Below are 18,224 nucleotides of genomic sequence, written 5' to 3' on the forward strand. Positions count from 1 at the left end.
GAAATCCTTGCCGGCACCAACGATTTGTCCGAACGCACGACCAAGCAGGCCGCGGCAATCGAGGAAACCTCGGCCGCCATGGATCAGCTTACTACCACGGTCAACGAGAACGCCCAGAAGGCCGAGAATGCCTTTGCCGGCAGCGAAACGGCCGCCAAGCTTGCCAATGAGGGCGGGACGGTCATGGCCGATGCCACGACCGCCATGGAACGCATCACCACCTCCTCGTCGAAAATCTCCAACATCATCGGCATGATCGACGACATCGCCTTCCAGACCAACCTTCTGGCGCTCAATGCGTCGGTGGAAGCGGCACGGGCAGGCGAAGCGGGCAAGGGCTTTGCCGTGGTTGCCGTGGAAGTGCGCCGTCTGGCTCAATCTGCTGCCGAAGCCTCTTCCGAGGTCAAGGCCCTGATCGAGCAGAGCGCCAATGAAGTCGATGGTGGCTCGAAACTTGTTGCCAATGCTGCCCAGAAGCTCGCTGCCATCCTGCAATCGGTGGAAGAAAACAGCGCGCTGATGAAAGACATCTCCCGCGCCAACCGTGAGCAGACGTCCGCCATCAACGAGGTCAGCACCGCGATCCGGCAGATGGACGAGATGACCCAGCACAATGCGGCACTGGTGGAAGAAACCAATGCGGCCATCGAGCAGACCGAAGCCCAGGCGTCCGAGCTGGACCGGATTGTCGATGTCTTCAAAGTCTCCGGCGCCAGCGAAGCAGAACCGGTCCGGCAACCTGCCCCCGCGAACTCGTCCAAGCCATCGGCCCCCGCCAAAACCAGGACTGCAGCCTCGGCCTATCTCAGCCAGGGCAATGCTGCCCTGAAGGCCGAAGAATGGGACGAGTTCTGATCGCTACTTTACTTCGATAAAGGCATGCAAACGGCCCCGGATGCACTCCGGGGCCGTTTTGTTTTGCGCATTGTGTCAATGTCTGGAATGATGTCGATTGCAGCCGATACCGTATCGTCGCTCGCATGCCGAATCTGAACGGGCGGAGCTGGGGTAGATTGCGGACTGGCAGCTTTTCGCCGGAACACGGTCAGAGTCGACGTTCAAGGTAACCCACTCCTGGTTCAGGCGATGGCACCTTCAAATTCCTCTGCAGCGGTGCCGGGCAATGCTGCTGGCGCCTCGCGTGCATAGCGGGCTGGCGACACGCCAACGTCGCGCATGAAAGCCACACTGAAGGCGCTTGCCGATCGATAGCCCACCTGCCGTGCAATCTCGCCCACGCTCGCCTCCCGCTTGCGCAACAGGTCCTTGGCCAAGGCCAGGCGCCAGGACTTCAAATATTCCATCGGCGCCATCCCCAACGTGCTCTGGAACCGTTCATGGAAACCCGACCGCGACAAAGCTGCCTCCCGTGCCAGTTCGGCTACCGTCCAGCCGCGCTGGGGCCTTGCATGCATACCCCTTATCGCTACGGCCAGCCGATCGTCCGACAGCCCGCGCAGTAATCCAGGTGAATCGCCCAGTTCGGCCGTCGACCGCAGGGCTTCGATCAGCAACACTTCCAGCAGATGCTGCAGCACCACTTCCCGCCCCGGCTTGGAGCCCACTGCCTCATCGCCCAGCAATTGCATCAGCATGGCAAGGCGATGCTCGCCCCGCACCACAACCAGTTCGGGGAGCAGCGACGAGAGCAAGGTTGCGTCGTCGGACTGGAACACGCAGTAGCCGACCAGCGCCCGCATGTCGACCGGACCATCGATGCGACCGACGCGATATCCCCCGTCGGGCAGAATAACAGGATCAATCACCATGTCGTTGTCGTCGCTAGGCACGTCACTCCGCATCATAAAGTCCTGCGCGAAGGGGATTAGAAGGAAATCGCCAGCATTGACGACGATCTCGCGGCTCTGGTGATCCTCGTAACGCACGCTCCCCTTGAGTACCGCGACGTAATAAGGATTAGGCGATTGCGTCCGCCTTACACGCCAAGGTCCAGATCCAGTGACACATTTGGAAAACGGTGCGCCCGGGCGCAGCAAACCAACAATCTGCGCGAGGGGATCATTCATTTTGGACTCATTCGAAATTATACTGGACGTTTGAATATAGAACGTCCAGCAGCCCATGACCATCTCCTGTTCGCACAATCAAGAACAGGAATTCACCATGCCGCATAACTCACGCATCGCACTCGTCACCGGCGCCAACCAAGGCATCGGGCTTCAAATCGCGACTGACCTCGCCGCCAGCGGTCTCACTGTGTTGCTCGCCTCGCGCAACCTTGACCGCGGCAAGTCGGCAGCCCAAGCCATCAACGGTGATGTTCATCCCATCCAGCTCGACGTCACCGAAGAGGCCTCGATACGTACCGCTGTCGAGCAGGTCGAGCGGCAATTTGGCCGTCTCGACATTCTCGTCAACAACGCCGCCATTTCCCGGGTCAATGGCCAGGACGTCGAGACCATGCAGGACTATATCCAGCGCTCGCGGGCGTCACTGATTTCGGTGGATGAAGTGCGCACCATCTGGGAAACCAATGTCTTTGGCGTTCTTGCCGTCACTCAGGCCTTCTTGCCCCTGCTGCGCAAGTCGGAGGCCGCACGCGTTGTCAACGTCTCGAGCAGCCTCGGCTCTCTCACCATTAACTCCACGCCTCACCCCTATCGAGCAACCTTCAACCCTGGCTACGGCGCATCCAAAGCCGCTCTCAACGCCATTACGCTGGCCTTTGCCATCGACCTTGAGGACGAAGGTATCAAGGTCAACGCGGTGACACCCGGATTCACCAAGACCGCTCTCAACAATTACGAAGGCACTGAAACCGTTGAGCAGGGTGCGGCTGAAGCCGTCCGCGTCGCGCTCCTCGGCAGCGACGGACCGACCGGCACGTTCACGGCATCGGTCAACGATCCTTGTCCCTGGTAATCGAACCAAGGTCCGCCGCACGTTGCGGCGGGCCACGCCCTGATGGCCGGCGTTCAAAAGATGATGTGAAACACACCCTCTGTGAAGCCGCCCGGCAAAACAGAGGGCTGCGAGGAGAGCGATCCAAATGGGGGTGATGAGGGGTGTCGAATCGCTATCTCGTCGTCAGGGCTTTATCGAGCAGGAACAACACTGCCGGGCACTGATACAGGCGCGCCCGTTACGTGAACAGTGACGACTGCAACAACATGGCGCTCGATCGATGTTATGGACTGGTTCCGGCCATCTGCCGCGTCCCTCGACGCAATTGGCGAATGTGTCTGATTAGAGCCTTCAGCGCTGGAGAACGCTGGTTTCGGCCTGGATAGAACAGATGGTAGCCCGACCATGCGGGCAAAAATCTCTCCAGGCAGGTCTCCAGTCCTCCGGACGCAAGATGCCCCTCTCCCTGCGATCACGGCTCCGTTGTCAAGTCGGCAAAAAAATTTCGATCAGGCTATTGCCGCCCATCGGACCGTTACCCATATGACCGGTATGCTCAGTCAGTCAGAAGTTAGATATCGATTTTAGAACGACATTTTGAGATAACCACCCTATTGGTTCGGCGCTTTAGCCGAACATCATAAAGAAACCAGAATTTTCAAAAGCCGATAAGGCTTTTTACCGTGGTCACTATTGTGATTGAGGGCGGTATTTCTATGTAAAAATTATCGAATTCTGTTTACTGGGCGGAATACGGACATGGCCGGCCAAGTGGATGCTTTGACTAGGGCCGATTCATGTTGAATGGAAATGTTATAAAGGCATAAAAACAATGAAACGCTTTCTTGCTGTAACTGCACTCGTGCTCTCGGCTATTCCTGCAACGAGTTTCGCTCAGACCAATGTTATGGCCTCCGACAGTGGCTATCCCTATGTCCAGGCGCATTGTGAGCTGCTCAATACAGGCTCTCGCTCGGAAGCTGCTTTCCAGAAAGACCTGACCAACTTTGAGGCAAGTCGCCGTGCTGGCATTGATTTGAATTCCGTCAGCTTGGCCGATTGTGAGGCTTCCGGCCTTATTTAATCCGTATGGATTTTTTGAAGCGTTGGGGGCACGTCATCGATGTGCCCCTTCTTTCTAACCCCAATTTCAAAATGCGCCAATTGATCGGCATGAGCTTTCGCAAAGGCTAGACCAGCCTAGCTCGCGCAACTGAAACGCAGCAGGCGGGAGATTGCGCAATCCCGTCAAACCAATGCATAGGGCGCAGTACGTCTTCCATTCGGGCGAAAGTGTTTTCAGGGCATTCCACCGCCCCTTAAACTCATCGATTTCAGCGATGAGGTTAACGAGGTCCTGGGTTAGTATGATCGTCGGCTACCTCATAAGCGGGTCGCCAGCATATCCAATGCCATACTCGATTATATCCGATAATGCATCAAGCATTGAAGGGTCTGCGAGGCGCAAAAGTTACCGAAGATAGACCTAAAGAAGCATTCGACCGGCATACATCGCCAGTGCATTTGAGGCTTTGCCTATGCCGGAGTAGGAGGGATTTGGGACCTCTTGGTGACATGGATTCGCCGACCTCCTCACACCCCCGGCGCTCTGCCCCTGCGGTTGGCTTCGTGCTTACACTGTTGGATGGGCTGACATCTGGTGGCCTCCTCCGTCATCACCGGTGGAGGCGAAGTCTGATCGAACGAGAAATGGGTAAAGGGGTATGCAGTCCGTACTCGATTGGGCCGGACAGTTCAAAAAACGGCGTTCACAGCCAGCCTGCACTCGCTACCGCACTGTTGTCACTTGCGGCGCGGACCGCAAAAGTGAATAGCCCTAGATTCCTAGGCGTCTTCTTCCCAAATTTTGAGGCAATGATGGGGAAGCCAATTCCAGTGGCGCTTGCAAACGATACGTTATTACATTACCAAACATCATCTGTTATCGCTTCTCCTGACAGGCGAAGTGCAGCCCTACAGTGATGCTCCTATCCATGACGTTCAACCACTTCATAACCGGCACTCCGCTTACCGGACAGGCTACACTTGGTGAACTCTCACGCCAGCGTCAAAGAAATCTTTTCTTGCTGGCTCTACTGACCATCGCAATCGCTGTTATCTCGACAGGCTTTGGTCCGGTGCCGATTGACCCGCTTACAGTCTTCTTGATCGTGAGTCGCAGGCTGGTTGGACAACCGGTGGATGCCTATTGGTCGGATGCGATCGATGCAATCGTCTGGATCACGCGCGTGCCACGCGTTTTGATGGCGATTGCCGTTGGGAGTTCCTTGGCCATGGCCGGTGCGGCACTGCAGGCCATGGTGCGCAATCCCCTGGCAGACCCATACGTTCTGGGTGTTAGTTCCGGCGCATCGACCGGCGCTGCCTTGGCCATTACGGTGCTGGCAGGTGTCGGAGGAGCGTTTTTGCTACCCGCAGCCGCTTTCACAGGCGCCGTTGTTTCCATTCTTATGGTTTTGGCAATCGGCGGTCGCGCGGCAGGTTCAAGCCCGTTTCGGCTGATCCTCGCAGGCATGGCCGTGGGCTACGCCCTTAGTTCCGTTACAAGTTTTCTCATTTTTGCCTCCGATTCTCCCGAGGCGAGCCGCTCCGTCATGTTCTGGTTGCTCGGGTCACTTGCCAATGTGCATTGGCCGATGGTCCAGTTGTGCCTTGCCGTGGCCGCACTGGCTGTTGTCGTGCTGACCTTGGCCAGCGGCTGGCTGGACGCTCTTGCCGCGGGCGACGACACCGCTATGGCACTCGGTGTTCACCCGCTGCGAACGCGGCTGACATTGATGATTTTCGTTTCTCTGATTGTCGGTGTCATGGTGGCGGGCGCCGGAAGCATTGGGTTTGTCGGTCTCATCGTGCCGCACATGGCTCGCGCGCTGGTTGGCACCCGGCATCGCCTTTTGCTTCCAGCCTCGGCCTGCCTTGGCGCCAGCTTTCTGCTGGTGGCCGACGTCGGAGCGCGAATGCTGTTCCCGCCAGCGGAGATAGCCATAGGCGTACTGACCGGTGTGGTTGGCGCGCCTCTGATGCTGCTTCTGTTACGCAAAACCGGACAACTCACCAATTAATCTTCCAAAAAAGATTGGACTGCTTCATGCTTAAACCTCATGCGCTGCTACTGGCTGGCTGCCTGATGCCGGGTCTATCCCAGCCAGGCTTCGCCACCGGCTCTTTCCCGGTCACGCTCGAAAATTGCGGCTCCACCGTTACGCTTGATGCAGCACCCGAACGCATCTTTGTCGTGAATGCGGACGATTTTGCACTCCTGTGGGAGCTTGATGCGCTCGATCGCGTTGTGGCACGCACTGCCGATCCGTTGGAGAACGTTCACAACGAAGAGATCCATGCGGTGTTGTCGGACATTCCTTTGATTGCCACCGAACGGGGGGCAACCGGCGGTTCGGTGATCTCGCTCGAAGTCATACTGTCCACGGAGCCAGATCTGGTATTGGCCCCGGAAAGCGCTGTTGACAGGCAATTGCTGGCCGACGCTGGGATCGCCATGTACTCCATGCCTGCCTATTGCGAAGATACAGCATTGATCCCCGGCGGAACCGCAAACTTTGAGCGTGTCTACGAGCAGCTGGAGACTTTTGGGTTGATGCTAGGCGAGGCTGAGTTGGCCGCCGAACGCACCGATGCGCGCAAGGCCGAGGTCGCCTCACTCGCCACAGCGGAAGATGGCCAACGAACGGCCTTTGCCCTTTATGTGGCTGCTGGCGGGAAGACTCTATATCCTTATGGCGCACGATCGATGGTGACGCCTGTATTTGCAGCGGCAGGCCTGACCAATGTTTATGCCGATATCGACGACCGGGTTTTTGAAGCCGGAACCGAAGAGCTGTTTGGCAAGAACCCGGACGTGATTGTGCTGCTCTATTCGGACGCATCGCCGGATAATGTTCTTGCCTCTTTCAACAGTGTTCCTGGTGTTGAAAACTTTGCAGCAGTCCAGAACGGGCGCATCGTACCCCTACCGTTCCTGTTCACTGACCCTCCTTCGCCGCTCTCGATCAAAGGGGCTGTCGCACTGGCGGAAAAACTCTCCACCCTTCCATGATCCATGCCCAAGCCATTACGGTTACCCGTCAAGGAAAACACTTGCTCGAGCACGTCGACATCACCGTCAATGACGGCGAGATGATCGGCGTTGTCGGGCCGAATGGCTCGGGCAAAACCACATTGTTGCGTAGCCTGTATGGTGCTTGCGTCATTAACGGCGGCAAAATCACACTTGATGGCACAGCGATGGAGCAATTGTCGCGGCGCGCCATTGCCCGCCGCATCGCAGTGGTACCGCAAGGACAGGCGCTCGATGGCGACCAGACCGTAGGGGATATGGTTGCACTTGGCCGCCTGCCGCACCAAGCATGGTTCGCAAGCCATGGAAGACGGGACGATCTGGCCGTCAGAGAGGCTCTTGATCGCGTTGGCCTCCGCACCATGGCCCATCGATCGATGCATCTTCTCTCGGGCGGAGAGGTCCAGCGTGCGCTTGTCGCCCGGGCGCTCTGTCAGGAAGCGGATCATCTGCTGCTCGACGAACCGACTAATCACCTCGACCTCGGCTACCAGCACGACATATTGGCCTTCATACGAGAACTCGGTCTTGCAACGCTAGTGGTCCTGCATGACCTCAACCTAGCTGCCCGATATTGCGATCGTATCCTCCTGCTCGACAAGGGCCGCCTTGTGGCCGGCGGCACAACAGAAACCGTGCTCACGCCGGCCCGAATATCCAAAATCTATGGCGTTCAAACCACACGCATCGCGACACCTGCCGGGCGACATCATCTCGTCTTCGCCGATGCATCAACACAGGATCCAAAATGACACATTCAGCCAGTTTATCCGCATTGGATTTGTTGCGCCGCTGGGACGCTCAGCAGACAGCCTATATCAAATATCGCGATCAGCGTTTTGACGTGATGGCCAATGCAATAAAGCATCGGTGTGGTGATGCGCCACGCGTTCTCGATCTGGCATGTGGACCGGGCTCGACGAGCATGGCCATATTGGATCGGTTGCCTGGCGCGCAGATTGTTGCGGTCGACAAGGACCCCATCCTGTTGGCAATAGCACGCCAGATTTTTGATGACCGGACCAACGTCGATATCCGCGATACCGATCTCGACACTATCGATTGGCTCGAGTCTCTGGAGGGAAATTTTAACGCCGTGGTCTCGTCAACAGCCCTGCACTGGCTCAGCCCGGACGCCTTGTCGCGGCTCTATTTCGCACTTGCAGAGCGCGTCGTGGAAGGCGGTCTGTTCCTCAATGCCGACCACCTCCACTACGACGAAGTTTCTCAGCCGGAATTTCGCGAACTGGCACAGCAGGATGACGAAAGCAACCAGTCCGAGGCGCATTCGGCAGGAACCGATACATGGGCACAATGGTGGGACGTCGCACAGTCGCATCCGGACTTTGCCCATCTGGCGAAAGAGCGCGAGCTGATATGGGAGGGTAAAGCACCGCCGCCGAAAGTCACGCTCGGTTATCACCTGGAAACCCTGCGAAGCGCTGGCTTCCGGCAAACGGGCACAATCTGGCAGTACCTTGACGATTATGTCGTATGTGCGATCCGATAATCAACAACACTGAACCTGGCGATCGGTGTCGCGCACGTTGAGAACGGAATGATTTTGCTGAATAGGGGCACGATATGTTCCTTTGGTTGGTTCAGGCCCTGGCAAGTGGATAGGCCGCGTCTTGATAAAGCGCGGCAATCTCCTCGGGCCCGAAGCGCTGTTCGTCAATTTCAAGCACGGTGCCGGGCAAGTTTTCACGCGGTATGTCTTCGACCACGTATCGAAGCGCTTCTGCGGCGCTGTCAAACCGCTTGTAGCGAAGCGTGCGAAAACGTTTGGAACGCTTGCCGGGGTAGAGTTCGGCAGTGGCGTTATAGTTGAAAGCGACAATTTCAGGCGTCATGGTTACTGCTCCGGTTTATCGGTTGGGCTGGGTGCCAGCCTGGTTTGCAGCCGCTCAGCCTTCTGTGTTGCTCTCAGGATACGTTCCCGATCCTTCAACACCTGACGGATTGCTGCAAATTGCCCGTTCTTTTCCGTGCGAACAATCGACCGGAACTGGCTTTCGGCGACCTCAGGAGGCGTCTGCTTCATGGCTTTTGTCCTAATGAGCCGGGATTGAAAAAACCTCCCGGCTCAAGGATTTATGCAAGCTGCAGGTCGACTGCAGATGCCTTGCCGTCGCGACCATTCTCGAGCGAATAGGTCACGGCCTGGCCTTCGGCGAGCCCCGAAAGGCCGGCGCGCTCTACAGCCGAAATGTGAACGAATGCGTCCTTGCTGCCATCGGAAGGCGTGATGAAACCAAAGCCTTTGGTGGCATTGAAGAACTTGACGGTGCCGTTGATCATGAATTTGTCTTTTCGTATGGCCCGGTCCGAATTGAACAAACGGGCATGTTTCCGGCCCGCAACACGCGGATCGGATCGAGAACGTTCGCAAAATCAGGAGATGGTCCTGCATCGGTAACCGGCGCAGGGAAAAGCCAATGATCGGCTGAAAACGCATCTCTTATATGGGTATGACAACCCCCGCTAACAAGCCGGCGGCTGACTTAGTTTGTGCCCCGCCCTCGCCCCAGCGCTATGGCGAGGGTGTGCGTGCCACCGTCGAGATCCACTTCAATGTTCCCGCCCTTGGCCCGCAAGGGCACGCCGTCGAGTTTGGCGGTGGTCACGTTGCCCGAAGTTGCCCGACTAACGGAAATGTCGAAAGTGCTGGAGCCATGCCTGACGGTCGCCTCGAAGCCCGGCCATGCGGCAGGAAGTACCGGAGCAACGATCAGCCGGTCACCCTGGCGCGATATCCCCAATATCCCCTCGATACCTGCGCGATACATCCAACCCGCTGAACCCGTGTACCAGGTCCAGCCACCGCGCCCGATGTTGGGAGCCACCGAATAGACGTCGGCGGCGACCACGTAGGGTTCGACCTTGTACCGCTCGACCGACTGGGGACTACTGGCGTGATTGACCGGGTTGAGCATGGCAAAGAGATCATGAGCTTTGTCGCCGTCGCCGAGCTTTGCAAACGCAAGGATCGCCCACATGGCGGCGTGGCTGTATTGGCCACCATTCTCGCGCAGCCCGGGAGGATAGCCCTTGATGTAACCGGGATCGTGAGTGGTTGCATCAAAGGGTGGAGTAAAGAGCAGTGCCAGACCGTCCTCTTTTCGGATCAGGTGCTTTTCGAGCGATGCCATAGCCATCGTGGCCCGAGCGGGGTCGGCCGCGCCCGATAGCACCGCCCAGGATTGGGCGATTGAATCGATCCGGCATTCATCGCTTTGGGACGAGCCAAGCCAGGTGCCGTCATCGAATGTGGCACGGCGATACCATTCACCGTCCCAGCCGTGACGTTCGAGCGCCTCGCGCAGTTTGCCAGAATGTGTTTGCCAGCGTTTGGCGCGCTTTGGATCACGCGATAGGGCCAGCGGCACGAACTTGTCGATAGCACTCACGAGCAGCCAGCCGAGCCAGACGCTCTCGCCTTTTCCACCTTCGCCCACCCGGTTCATACCGTCATTCCAGTCGCCGGTGCCGATCAGCGGCAGACCGTGTTTGCCCTTGAGGGCGATGGCCTGATCGAGACCGCGGGCGCAATGCTCGAACAGCGAACCTGATACTTCGGACTGCTGAGGGATAAAGAATGCGTCGTGCTCGCCTTCGACCAAGTGCTGGCCCTCAAGGAACGGCACGGATTCGTCAAGAATTGCCGCATCGTCGGTTATCGCGACGTAGGTTGCCGTAACAAAAGCCAACCATACGCGATCATCCGATATTCTGGTACGCACGCCCTGGCCAGAGTGCGGCAGCCACCAATGTTGCACATCGCCTTCAACAAACTGCCTGCCAGCAGCACGCAGGATATGATGCCGGGTTTCTGCGGGACGTGCGAAGGCGAGCGCCATGCCGTCCTGGAGTTGATCACGAAACCCATAGGCACCACTGGCTTGATAGAAGGCCGAACGTGCAGTGATGCGGCAGGCAAGCGTCTGGTAGAGCAGCCAGCCATTGAGCATGATGTCCATAGCGCGGTCCGGGGTCTGGACCTCAATTATACCCAGGAGGTCGGACCAATACGCCTCGATATCGGCAAGCACAGCATCAAGATCGGCGGCCCGGTATTGCTTGATAAGGGCAAACGCCGCTTCGGGAGAATCGGTCTGACCCAGCAGGGAAACGATCTCGATGGACTGTCCGGGCGCAATCGTGATGCGCACCTGCTGAGCGGCGCAGGGGTCGAGACCGGCGCCGGTTGTTTTCGAGAGCTGGGATCTATGCGTCAGAGCTAGCGGCGCTTTTGAGCTGCCATTACGGCCCAAAAATTCGGTACGATCAGTGGTCCAGCCCGAGACCTGCTCGCCCAGATCGGCGAAGGCTACACGTCCGGGAAATGCCGTACCCCAGCTGTTGCGCGCCAGAATGGCGCCGGTCGGAACGTCGGTCTCCGTCGTGATGAAGGGTGCATTTGGTCCGCGCTGGGTTCCAAGGACCCATTCGCTGTAGGTCGTGACTGAAAGCTGCCGCGCGCGGCTCGAATGGTTGGTGAGCGTCAGGCGCGAGACCTTGATCGGATCGGCAAGAGGCACGAACAGGGTGAGCGCACTTTCGATGCCGTCTCTCCGGTGAGAGAAACTGCTGTATCCAAAACCGTGCCGGGCGACATAACGGCCAGCATCGCGGATGGGTTGGGCGGTCGGGCCCCAGAGCGCGCCGTTCTCTTCGTCGCGAATATAGATCACCTCTCCATTCGGATCTGCAACCGGGTCGTTGGACCAGGGTGTGAGCTGGTTTTCGCGACTGTTCTGTGCCCAAGTATAGCCGCTTCCATCGGTCGAGGCCTGAAACCCGAAGTCCGCATTGGCAATCACATTGATCCACGGCGCCGGGGTCGAGTGTCCATCTTCCAGCACGGTTACATATTCGGTACCGTTCTTACCGAACCCGCCAAGCCCGTTGAAAAATTCGAGGCCGGTCGGTATTGCGACGTTCTCGCCAACGGTCTGGCCTGCACCCGGCACGGGCGCTGCATTTGTAGTCGTGGGCGGCACAGCAAGCCGTGCCAGTTGGTCGGCAATCGGTCCGTGACGGGCCAGGAGCACGATCCGTGCGACGGCATAGATCAAATCATGGGACTCGCTCGCCATCATATCGGCGCGCAGCACATGGACGGTGCCGTCGGCGGGTTGCTCGCCAAAGCGCGGGCGAGACTGGCTGGTGCGCACAGCGGTTTCGATGGCGGTCTGCAAGTCCTGGACGTAGGAGGCGGCCCGCTCGTTAACGATGACCAGATCGACCGCCAGCCCCTTCATGCGCCAGTATTCGTGAGCACGGAGCAATTGACGGGCCTGCGCCATATCTTCGATATCTTCGATGCGGAGCACGACAATCGGCAGATCACCCGAAATCCCATGAACCCAGAGACCCGATTGCGCGCCGATGCCTTTTACCAACGCCTCTGCGGGTATGCGGAACCGCGGGTCGGCGTAAAGGATCGGTGTGGCGAGCCGCTGGAAATCGGCGGCCTGCACGAGAGAAGTGCCCAAATGGTGTAACTGAACCTGCGCCTGCGTCCAGGCAAGGGTCTTGGCCCTGTCAAACGCGCTGCGGTCATGGTGACTGTCAATCAGCTCCAGGAGCCTTTCCCGCGACGAAGCAACCACTGTCCAGAAGGCGACGCGCGCGACTTTGCCCGGCGGGATGCGGACACGCTGACGCAGGGAAAACACCGGATCGAGCACCGTGCCGACAGAGTTGGAAAGCACATGACCATCGGCAATGGCGACGGGGTCAGCGATTGTCCGATTGCGTCCGATAAAGCGTGCCCGGTCGGTCTCATATTGTGCTTCCCCGATGATTTCTCCCTCAACGACGGCGAAATGGGCGGCCCAAACTTCCGGTTCACTGGGGTTGCGGCGTCGACGCGTGGCAACCAGCGCTCCGAATTCGGCGAGATATTCTGTGATGACGAACATCTTTGAGAAGGCCGGATGGGCGTTATCGGAGGCCGGGGGTGCCAGAACAAGTTCGGCAAAGGAGGTCAGTTCGATCTCGCGCACGCGGCGTCCGGCGTTGGTCAGTGAAATGCGACGCACTTCGCCGTCGTCCTCGCCTGAAACCAGCAATTCCATCGATGTTGTGAGCGAACCGTCCCGGCAAACAAATTCGGCATGATCTTCGCCAAAGATTACGCTGCGCGAACCGGGTGCACTGCCCACGGGCTGGGCGGAGGGCGACCATGTGGCGCCGGTCTGCGCATCCTTGAGATAAACGAAAGCCCCCCAATCGTCGCGGGTGACGTCCTCGCGCCAACGCGTGACGGCAATATCGCGCCAACGGCTGTAGCCTGCACCCGAAGCCGTGACCATTACGGCATAACGGCCATTGGAGAGCATGTGGGTTGCGATTGGATTGTCAGATGCAGTACCCGCGATCCGGCGTACCGCCGGAACGGCGTTAACGTTCACCCCGGTCCGAGCCTTGAGTTCTGCGGCCCGCGCGTGCGCCACAGCGACCTCGCGCGGCAGTTTCTCGGCGAGCAGCAATTCGCTGGCCATGATGATCGGTTCGCGGTGGAAGCGGGCGCGCATGCGGCCATTGAGCAGCGTGTTGAGGATCGAAACGATAGTCATGCCCTGATGGTGCGCCATCACATTGCGAACGATCGCGAACTTCTCCTTGGGCGGCACGCGGGCAGGCGTAAAATCGAGCGCTTCGTAAAAGCCGTAAGGTCCAAGCGTGCCCGACGCTTCAAGCCGGGCGTAATTCTCGTTTGCCCGGCGAGGATCGATCATTGCGGCCAACCCGGTGGCATAAGGGGCGATGACGAGATTGGCCGAAAGGCCGCGTTTGAGTCCGAGATCGGGCACGCCGAAATTGGAATATTGGTAGGTAAATTCCAGGTCGCGAGCATTGAAAGCGGATTCCGAAATTCCCCACGGCACGCCCAGGTCCTTGGCGTAACTCATCTGGCGCGCGACTATGGTGCGGTTAGTCCGCTCAAGCAGGCTCTTCTCGGGTGCCCGCATGACGAGAGATGGCATAAGATATTCAAACATAGATCCCGACCAGGAAACGAGCGCTGAGCCATTGCCGATTGGGGTGGCCGTGCGCCCGAGCCGGAACCAGTGGCGCGTGGGCGCATCTCCCTTGGCAATCGCAAACAGGCTGGCCAGCCGGGCCTCGGAGGCCAGTAAGTCATAGCAACTGGGATCAAGCCCGTTGTCGCCCAGCGAAAACCCGATCGAGAGCAGCTTGCGATCAGGATCGAGCAGGAAGGCAAAATCCATCCCCAGAGCCATGTCGCGCGCTGCCTTGGCCAAAGCCAAAAGGCGAGAATTGACGTGTAACGCATCGGTCTCCAGCGCCGTGCGATCACGCGAAAACTGGTTGAGCGTTTCAGCCAGGGCGCCGATCCAGAAGACAAGCTCGGTCTCCATGCCATCGGCCTCTCGAGCGGCCTTGAGCGCCTTTTCGCTCAATCTGATCAAGGTTGGAGATGCACTCTCGAGCGACTGTGTGCTTCTGAGCAAGGTTTCGATTTCTTCGAACGTTGCAACAAGGGCGCTGTTTGCCTTTCCAGGCTCATTGGCAAGCGCCAGTAGAGCGAGATCGAGCGTGTCGATCAGGCCCGTCCGGTTCTCGGTTATTGGTACGCCAGCCCACTCTTCGCACGCATTGGCCAGAGCGATCAGATGCCCCGCCAGATTGCCGCTATCGACCGAGGAGACGTAAGCAGGTTCGAGGGTGCGCAGATCCTGGGTGTCGTACCAGTTGAACAGATGTCCGTTGAATTTCCCCAGCTTGCCGAGCGTTTCAAAGCTCGCCTCGAGTCGTTCAATCGTCGCGAGCGTGCCTGCCCAGCCAAAGTCGTGTGCAGCGACTGTCGAGAGGAGGTAAAGCCCGATATTGGTGGGTGATGTGCGATGCGCGATGGTGGGGTGGGGAGATTCCTGGAAATTGTCAGGCGGCAGCATGTTGTCATCCGGCGTAACGAAAGTCTCAAAGAACCGCCATGTGCGCCTGGCAATAAGCCGAAGATCCTTTGCGTCCGAATCCGTCAGGCGTGTCGGGAACGAACGGTCATCCGAACGGCTCGCGTGCAGCGCCAGGGCGGGCGCGGCGAGCCAGAGCATGGCGAAGAACACAATCACCGGCCAGCCGCCCGGAGCGATTAGCAGAGCGCCGAAAAGCAATGCTATTGCTACCGCCGTGCCGCCTGCCATCTCGATATAGAAGCCCAGAAGCGAAAGCCTGGCGCGTCGTCCGGCCTGGGCCGCCGTGGTCCATTCGAGCAGGTTACGACGTGAGATGAATACGCGATAGAGTGTTCGCCCGATCGCGTCGAGATTGCGCCAGGCTTCATCGGGTAGAAAGGCGAGCTTGAGTGCGACTTGGGCCGCCGCGAGTTTTGCGTCCTGGACAAGGCTCACAAAGTGATGCGGAAGGTGCAAACCGCCGCGACGGGGAAACACCGAGAACACAACGGGCAGCAGAGCCGGAATGGCTATCGTCATGATGATCAGGGCAATGCCGGCAAGTGCGGCAGGCAGGGGCAACAGGCAAGCCAGCACCAGCGCCAGAACCGAAAATGGAGCGATCAGAGCGCGACGGAGATTGTCGAGCATTTTCCAACGCCCGATCGCGCCGATATCGGCCTTACCGAAAATCCACGGCAGTAATTGCCAGTCTCCGCGCGTCCAGCGATGCGCGCGCCGCGCGGCGACGTCGTAGCGGGCTGGGAAATCTTCCACAAGTTCGACGTCTGATGCTAGGCCCGCACGGGCAAAAATGCCTTCAAGAAGATCGTGGCTGAGCAGGGTATTGTCGGGTATGCGCCCGGCCAGCGCGGTCTCGAATGCATCGACGTCGTAAATGCCTTTTCCGGCAAATGATCCTTGGCCGAACAGGTCCTGATAGACATCGGAGATCGCGCCAGCATACGGGTCCATGCCGCCCGGAGAAGAAAAGATGCGCTGAAATAGCGAACCATTGTCCCGGCCCGGCAGCGCCGCCGTCACCCGGGGCTGGAGAATGGCGTAGCCACCAACCACCAGTCCGGTCTCGGTGTCAAACCGGGGGCGGTTAAGCGGATGGGCCATCTTGCCCACAAGCCGCAAGGCGGTTTCGCGGGGAAGGACTGTATCGGCATCAAGCGTAATGACGTAGCGCACATCGGTCGGAACTGGGGGAGGCGCGGAATCGAGAGCAGCAAAGCTTGTGTCCCCGACGCCGCGCAAAAGCCGGTTGAGCTCATGGAGCTTACCCCGCTTGCGCTCCCACCCCATCCAGACGTTTTCGCCCGGATTGAACTGTCGCCGTCTGTAAAGGAAAACGAAGCGATCGCCCACCGCTCCTGGACCGTGGCGGGCATTGAGCGTTGCAATGGCGTTTTGAGCGGCTTCGATCAGTTCGCTGTCGCCGGACATGACCTCTTGTGGGGCGTCCACGCCATCGGCAAGCAGAGCGAAATACACTTCTCCCTCGGAGCCGGAAAGGTAATGAACCTCAAGCCTTTCGATCTGTTCGGAAAGGTCGGCCCGGGTCGTCAAAAGCGTCGGCACGGCGATGAGTGTACGCAAGGCGTGCGGTACGCCCTCGGCAAGTTCGAGGCCCGGCAGAGCTGACGCGCCCACATGTCCAGCAATGGCGCGATTGACCAGAGCGATGGCGATTGCTGTAACTGGCAACAGCGCCGCGAGCGCAAACAGGGCCATCCCGAGCCACGTTGCGCCCAGCAAGGCGATCAGCCCGACACCCGCCGCAAAAAAGAGCATGGTCACAAGGGCAAGAGCGCCCAAATAGCCCGCGAGGCCGAACCGGACGGGGATACGGCTTAACCGCAGACGAACCGGTGAGCGAAAGCCGATGCGCGCCTCAAACACTTTCCGCCCTTCGCCGATCAAATGAAAGCCCGGGTCACCCACCCGGTCGGCCTCGGTCGAAATCTCCGCGTGCAATCGCGCCTCATTGGCCGCTGCGATCGCTTCTCCCGCTATATCCAGCTCCGTCCCCGGAGCGCCGCGGGCCAATTGCTCAATTGCCGAGCGGTAGAGATCGCGTGTGGGGAAGTCCATGTCGGCAAAGCCGCTTGCCGCCGAAAGCCGAGCGTCGACGAGACTCATACCTTCAAACAACTCGGCCCAATCCACGTCGGAAATAAGCCGCATGCTGGTGACAATATTGCGCACGGTGACGTTGGAGGACCCTTGCCGCTGCAGCGCATGCTGCACAGCTACTTCTATGGAGGTACCCTGTGCGGCAAGTCGCTGCTCCAGCCAGCCCTGCGCGGGCGTCGTCGCCGGGTCTTGGTCGCGCAACCGCTTGGCGAGTTGGGCAGCAAAGCGTTCCGATAGGGGTTCGTTCGAGATTGGCCAGCCAGAGTCGGACTCTGTGCCAACGGCCAAAAGCCGATCAGCAAGCGCATCGGCGTCTGCCCGTGTTGCCCGACCGATCGTGATCTGGTCCGCAAGACGGCGCAGATTTTCGATGAGGACGATCCGCAGTGTGATAGCCACGGCCCAGAGTTCACCGATGGTCAATGGCTGGATGCGCTGATAGGCGGCGACAAAGCGGGACAGTGTAGTGGGGTCGAAATGGCTGTCGGTGTGCGCAATAAACGCCCAGGCGATGCCGAACACGCGCGGATAGCCGACGAACGGGCCGTTGGCGAGCTTGGGGAGCTGGCGATAATAGCTCGGAGGCAAATCCTCGCGGATTTCGCGGATTTGCGCCTCCACGAGGTGATAATTGTCGAGCAGCCATTCGGCCGCCGGAACGACGCCGCGATCACCCTCAACTGCAACTGCGCTCTCACGATAGGCGGCGAGCAAGGTTGCCGCGTTGTCATCCAGTCGCCGATGAAGCGATCGCACCCGAGGAGGCCGGGCAGCAACGCTTTGCGCAAGGGCCAGGCTCTCGGCGTGCTGCTCGAGACGCTCAACGCCAAACAACTCGTCCCGCACGGGAGCCGGATCGATCCATGGGGAGGGCTTATTGGCGAAGGGGTTGGGCAGGCCGAAAAAAGCATTCATTGGATGGCGCAGACTCTCTGGGAACGGAGGAATATTGGAGCCGCGCAGGCGAGAGCCGTTGCACGCTTAAGTAGCGCGACGATCAGATGCACGACAATTCAGCTAGCAATTTGCCCGCTAACTGCGGGACAGGGTCTGCAAATCGATCCACGGTCAGAGACCTGTCTGGCCCGTGGCTTTGGACGCTTCGGGACGATAGGGATCAAGCAATAGGGAAGGTCCGGAACTTTTCCAGAACAACTGGAAAATGTGCACCGTTCGTCATTTCCGGCGGAGCG

12 protein-coding genes are annotated in these 18,224 nt (G+C 58.9%); 7 read left to right on the top strand and 5 right to left on the bottom strand.

Going from position 1 to position 18,224, the window contains the following annotated elements; all coding sequences use genetic code 11:
• Positions 1-855 (top strand): methyl-accepting chemotaxis protein (locus EO133_RS13670; protein WP_248297999.1); only part of this gene is annotated, 855 nt, incomplete at its 5' end.
• Between the two features lie 224 nt (positions 856-1,079).
• Here EO133_RS13670 and EO133_RS13675 read toward each other — a convergent pair.
• Complete coding sequence (locus EO133_RS13675; protein WP_127073213.1) at positions 1,080-2,027, bottom strand: AraC family transcriptional regulator; 948 nt, start codon at positions 2,025-2,027, stop codon at positions 1,080-1,082.
• 97 nt (positions 2,028-2,124) lie between these two features.
• Here EO133_RS13675 and EO133_RS13680 point away from each other — a divergent pair, with 97 nt between their 5' ends.
• From EO133_RS13680 to EO133_RS13710, 6 genes are all read left to right on the top strand, one after another.
• Positions 2,125-2,883, top strand: a complete 759-nt coding sequence (locus EO133_RS13680; protein ID WP_127073214.1) for an SDR family oxidoreductase — start codon at positions 2,125-2,127, stop codon at positions 2,881-2,883.
• Positions 2,884-3,697: 814 nt separating this feature from the next.
• The gene (locus EO133_RS13685; RefSeq protein WP_127073215.1) at positions 3,698-3,949 is read left to right on the top strand and encodes a hypothetical protein; all 252 of its coding nucleotides are present in this window, start codon (positions 3,698-3,700) and stop codon (positions 3,947-3,949) included.
• A 910-nt stretch (positions 3,950-4,859) separates the two neighbouring features.
• Complete coding sequence (locus EO133_RS13695) at positions 4,860-5,948, top strand: FecCD family ABC transporter permease (RefSeq protein WP_127073216.1); 1,089 nt, start codon at positions 4,860-4,862, stop codon at positions 5,946-5,948.
• Positions 5,949-5,974: 26 nt separating this feature from the next.
• A complete protein-coding gene (locus EO133_RS13700; RefSeq protein ID WP_127073217.1) occupies positions 5,975-6,940 on the top strand; it encodes an ABC transporter substrate-binding protein in 966 nt (321 codons plus the stop codon).
• 41 nt (positions 6,941-6,981) lie between these two features.
• Positions 6,982-7,713 (top strand): ABC transporter ATP-binding protein, encoded by a 732-nt coding sequence (locus tag EO133_RS13705; RefSeq protein WP_206513519.1) that lies wholly within the window; start codon positions 6,982-6,984, stop codon positions 7,711-7,713.
• On the top strand, positions 7,710-8,471 hold the full coding sequence (locus EO133_RS13710; RefSeq protein ID WP_127073219.1) for a class I SAM-dependent methyltransferase: 762 nt from the start codon (positions 7,710-7,712) through the stop codon (positions 8,469-8,471). Before EO133_RS13705 ends, EO133_RS13710 begins: the two co-directional genes overlap by 4 nt.
• A 91-nt stretch (positions 8,472-8,562) precedes the next feature.
• Here EO133_RS13710 and EO133_RS13715 read toward each other — a convergent pair whose 3' ends face one another.
• The 4 genes from EO133_RS13715 to EO133_RS13730 form a co-directional block, all read right to left on the bottom strand.
• Complete coding sequence (locus EO133_RS13715) at positions 8,563-8,814, bottom strand: hypothetical protein (protein WP_244640609.1); 252 nt, start codon at positions 8,812-8,814, stop codon at positions 8,563-8,565.
• A 2-nt stretch (positions 8,815-8,816) separates the two neighbouring features.
• Positions 8,817-9,005 carry a hypothetical protein gene (locus EO133_RS13720; protein WP_127073220.1) on the bottom strand — a complete coding sequence of 63 codons (189 nt, stop codon included), beginning with the start codon at positions 9,003-9,005 and terminating at the stop codon, positions 8,817-8,819.
• A gap of 50 nt (positions 9,006-9,055) precedes the next feature.
• Positions 9,056-9,262, bottom strand: a complete 207-nt coding sequence (locus EO133_RS13725) for a cold-shock protein (protein ID WP_127073221.1) — start codon at positions 9,260-9,262, stop codon at positions 9,056-9,058.
• 203 nt (positions 9,263-9,465) lie between these two features.
• Entirely contained in the window at positions 9,466-17,946 is an 8,481-nt protein-coding gene (locus EO133_RS13730; protein ID WP_127073222.1) for a glycoside hydrolase family 94 protein, read from the bottom strand.
• Positions 17,947-18,224: the final 278 nt, after the last annotated feature.

This window comes from Pelagibacterium lentulum (assembly GCF_003992625.1).
Lineage (GTDB): Bacteria > Pseudomonadota > Alphaproteobacteria > Rhizobiales > Devosiaceae > Pelagibacterium > Pelagibacterium lentulum.

Excerpts from the sequence above, each read along its gene's own strand:
- EO133_RS13675 (WP_127073213.1), bottom strand. The coding sequence starts at position 2,027 with ATGAATGATCCCCTCGCGCAGATTGTTGGTTTGCTGCGCCCGGGCGCA.
- EO133_RS13680 (WP_127073214.1), top strand. The coding sequence starts at position 2,125 with ATGCCGCATAACTCACGCATCGCACTCGTCACCGGCGCCAACCAAGGC.
- EO133_RS13685 (WP_127073215.1), top strand. The coding sequence starts at position 3,698 with ATGAAACGCTTTCTTGCTGTAACTGCACTCGTGCTCTCGGCTATTCCT.
- EO133_RS13695 (WP_127073216.1), top strand. The coding sequence starts at position 4,860 with ATGACGTTCAACCACTTCATAACCGGCACTCCGCTTACCGGACAGGCT.
- EO133_RS13700 (WP_127073217.1), top strand. The coding sequence starts at position 5,975 with ATGCTTAAACCTCATGCGCTGCTACTGGCTGGCTGCCTGATGCCGGGT.
- EO133_RS13710 (WP_127073219.1), top strand. The coding sequence starts at position 7,710 with ATGACACATTCAGCCAGTTTATCCGCATTGGATTTGTTGCGCCGCTGG.
- EO133_RS13715 (WP_244640609.1), bottom strand. The coding sequence starts at position 8,814 with ATGACGCCTGAAATTGTCGCTTTCAACTATAACGCCACTGCCGAACTC.
- EO133_RS13720 (WP_127073220.1), bottom strand. The coding sequence starts at position 9,005 with ATGAAGCAGACGCCTCCTGAGGTCGCCGAAAGCCAGTTCCGGTCGATT.
- EO133_RS13725 (WP_127073221.1), bottom strand. The coding sequence starts at position 9,262 with ATGATCAACGGCACCGTCAAGTTCTTCAATGCCACCAAAGGCTTTGGT.
- EO133_RS13730 (WP_127073222.1), bottom strand. The coding sequence starts at position 17,946 with ATGAATGCTTTTTTCGGCCTGCCCAACCCCTTCGCCAATAAGCCCTCC.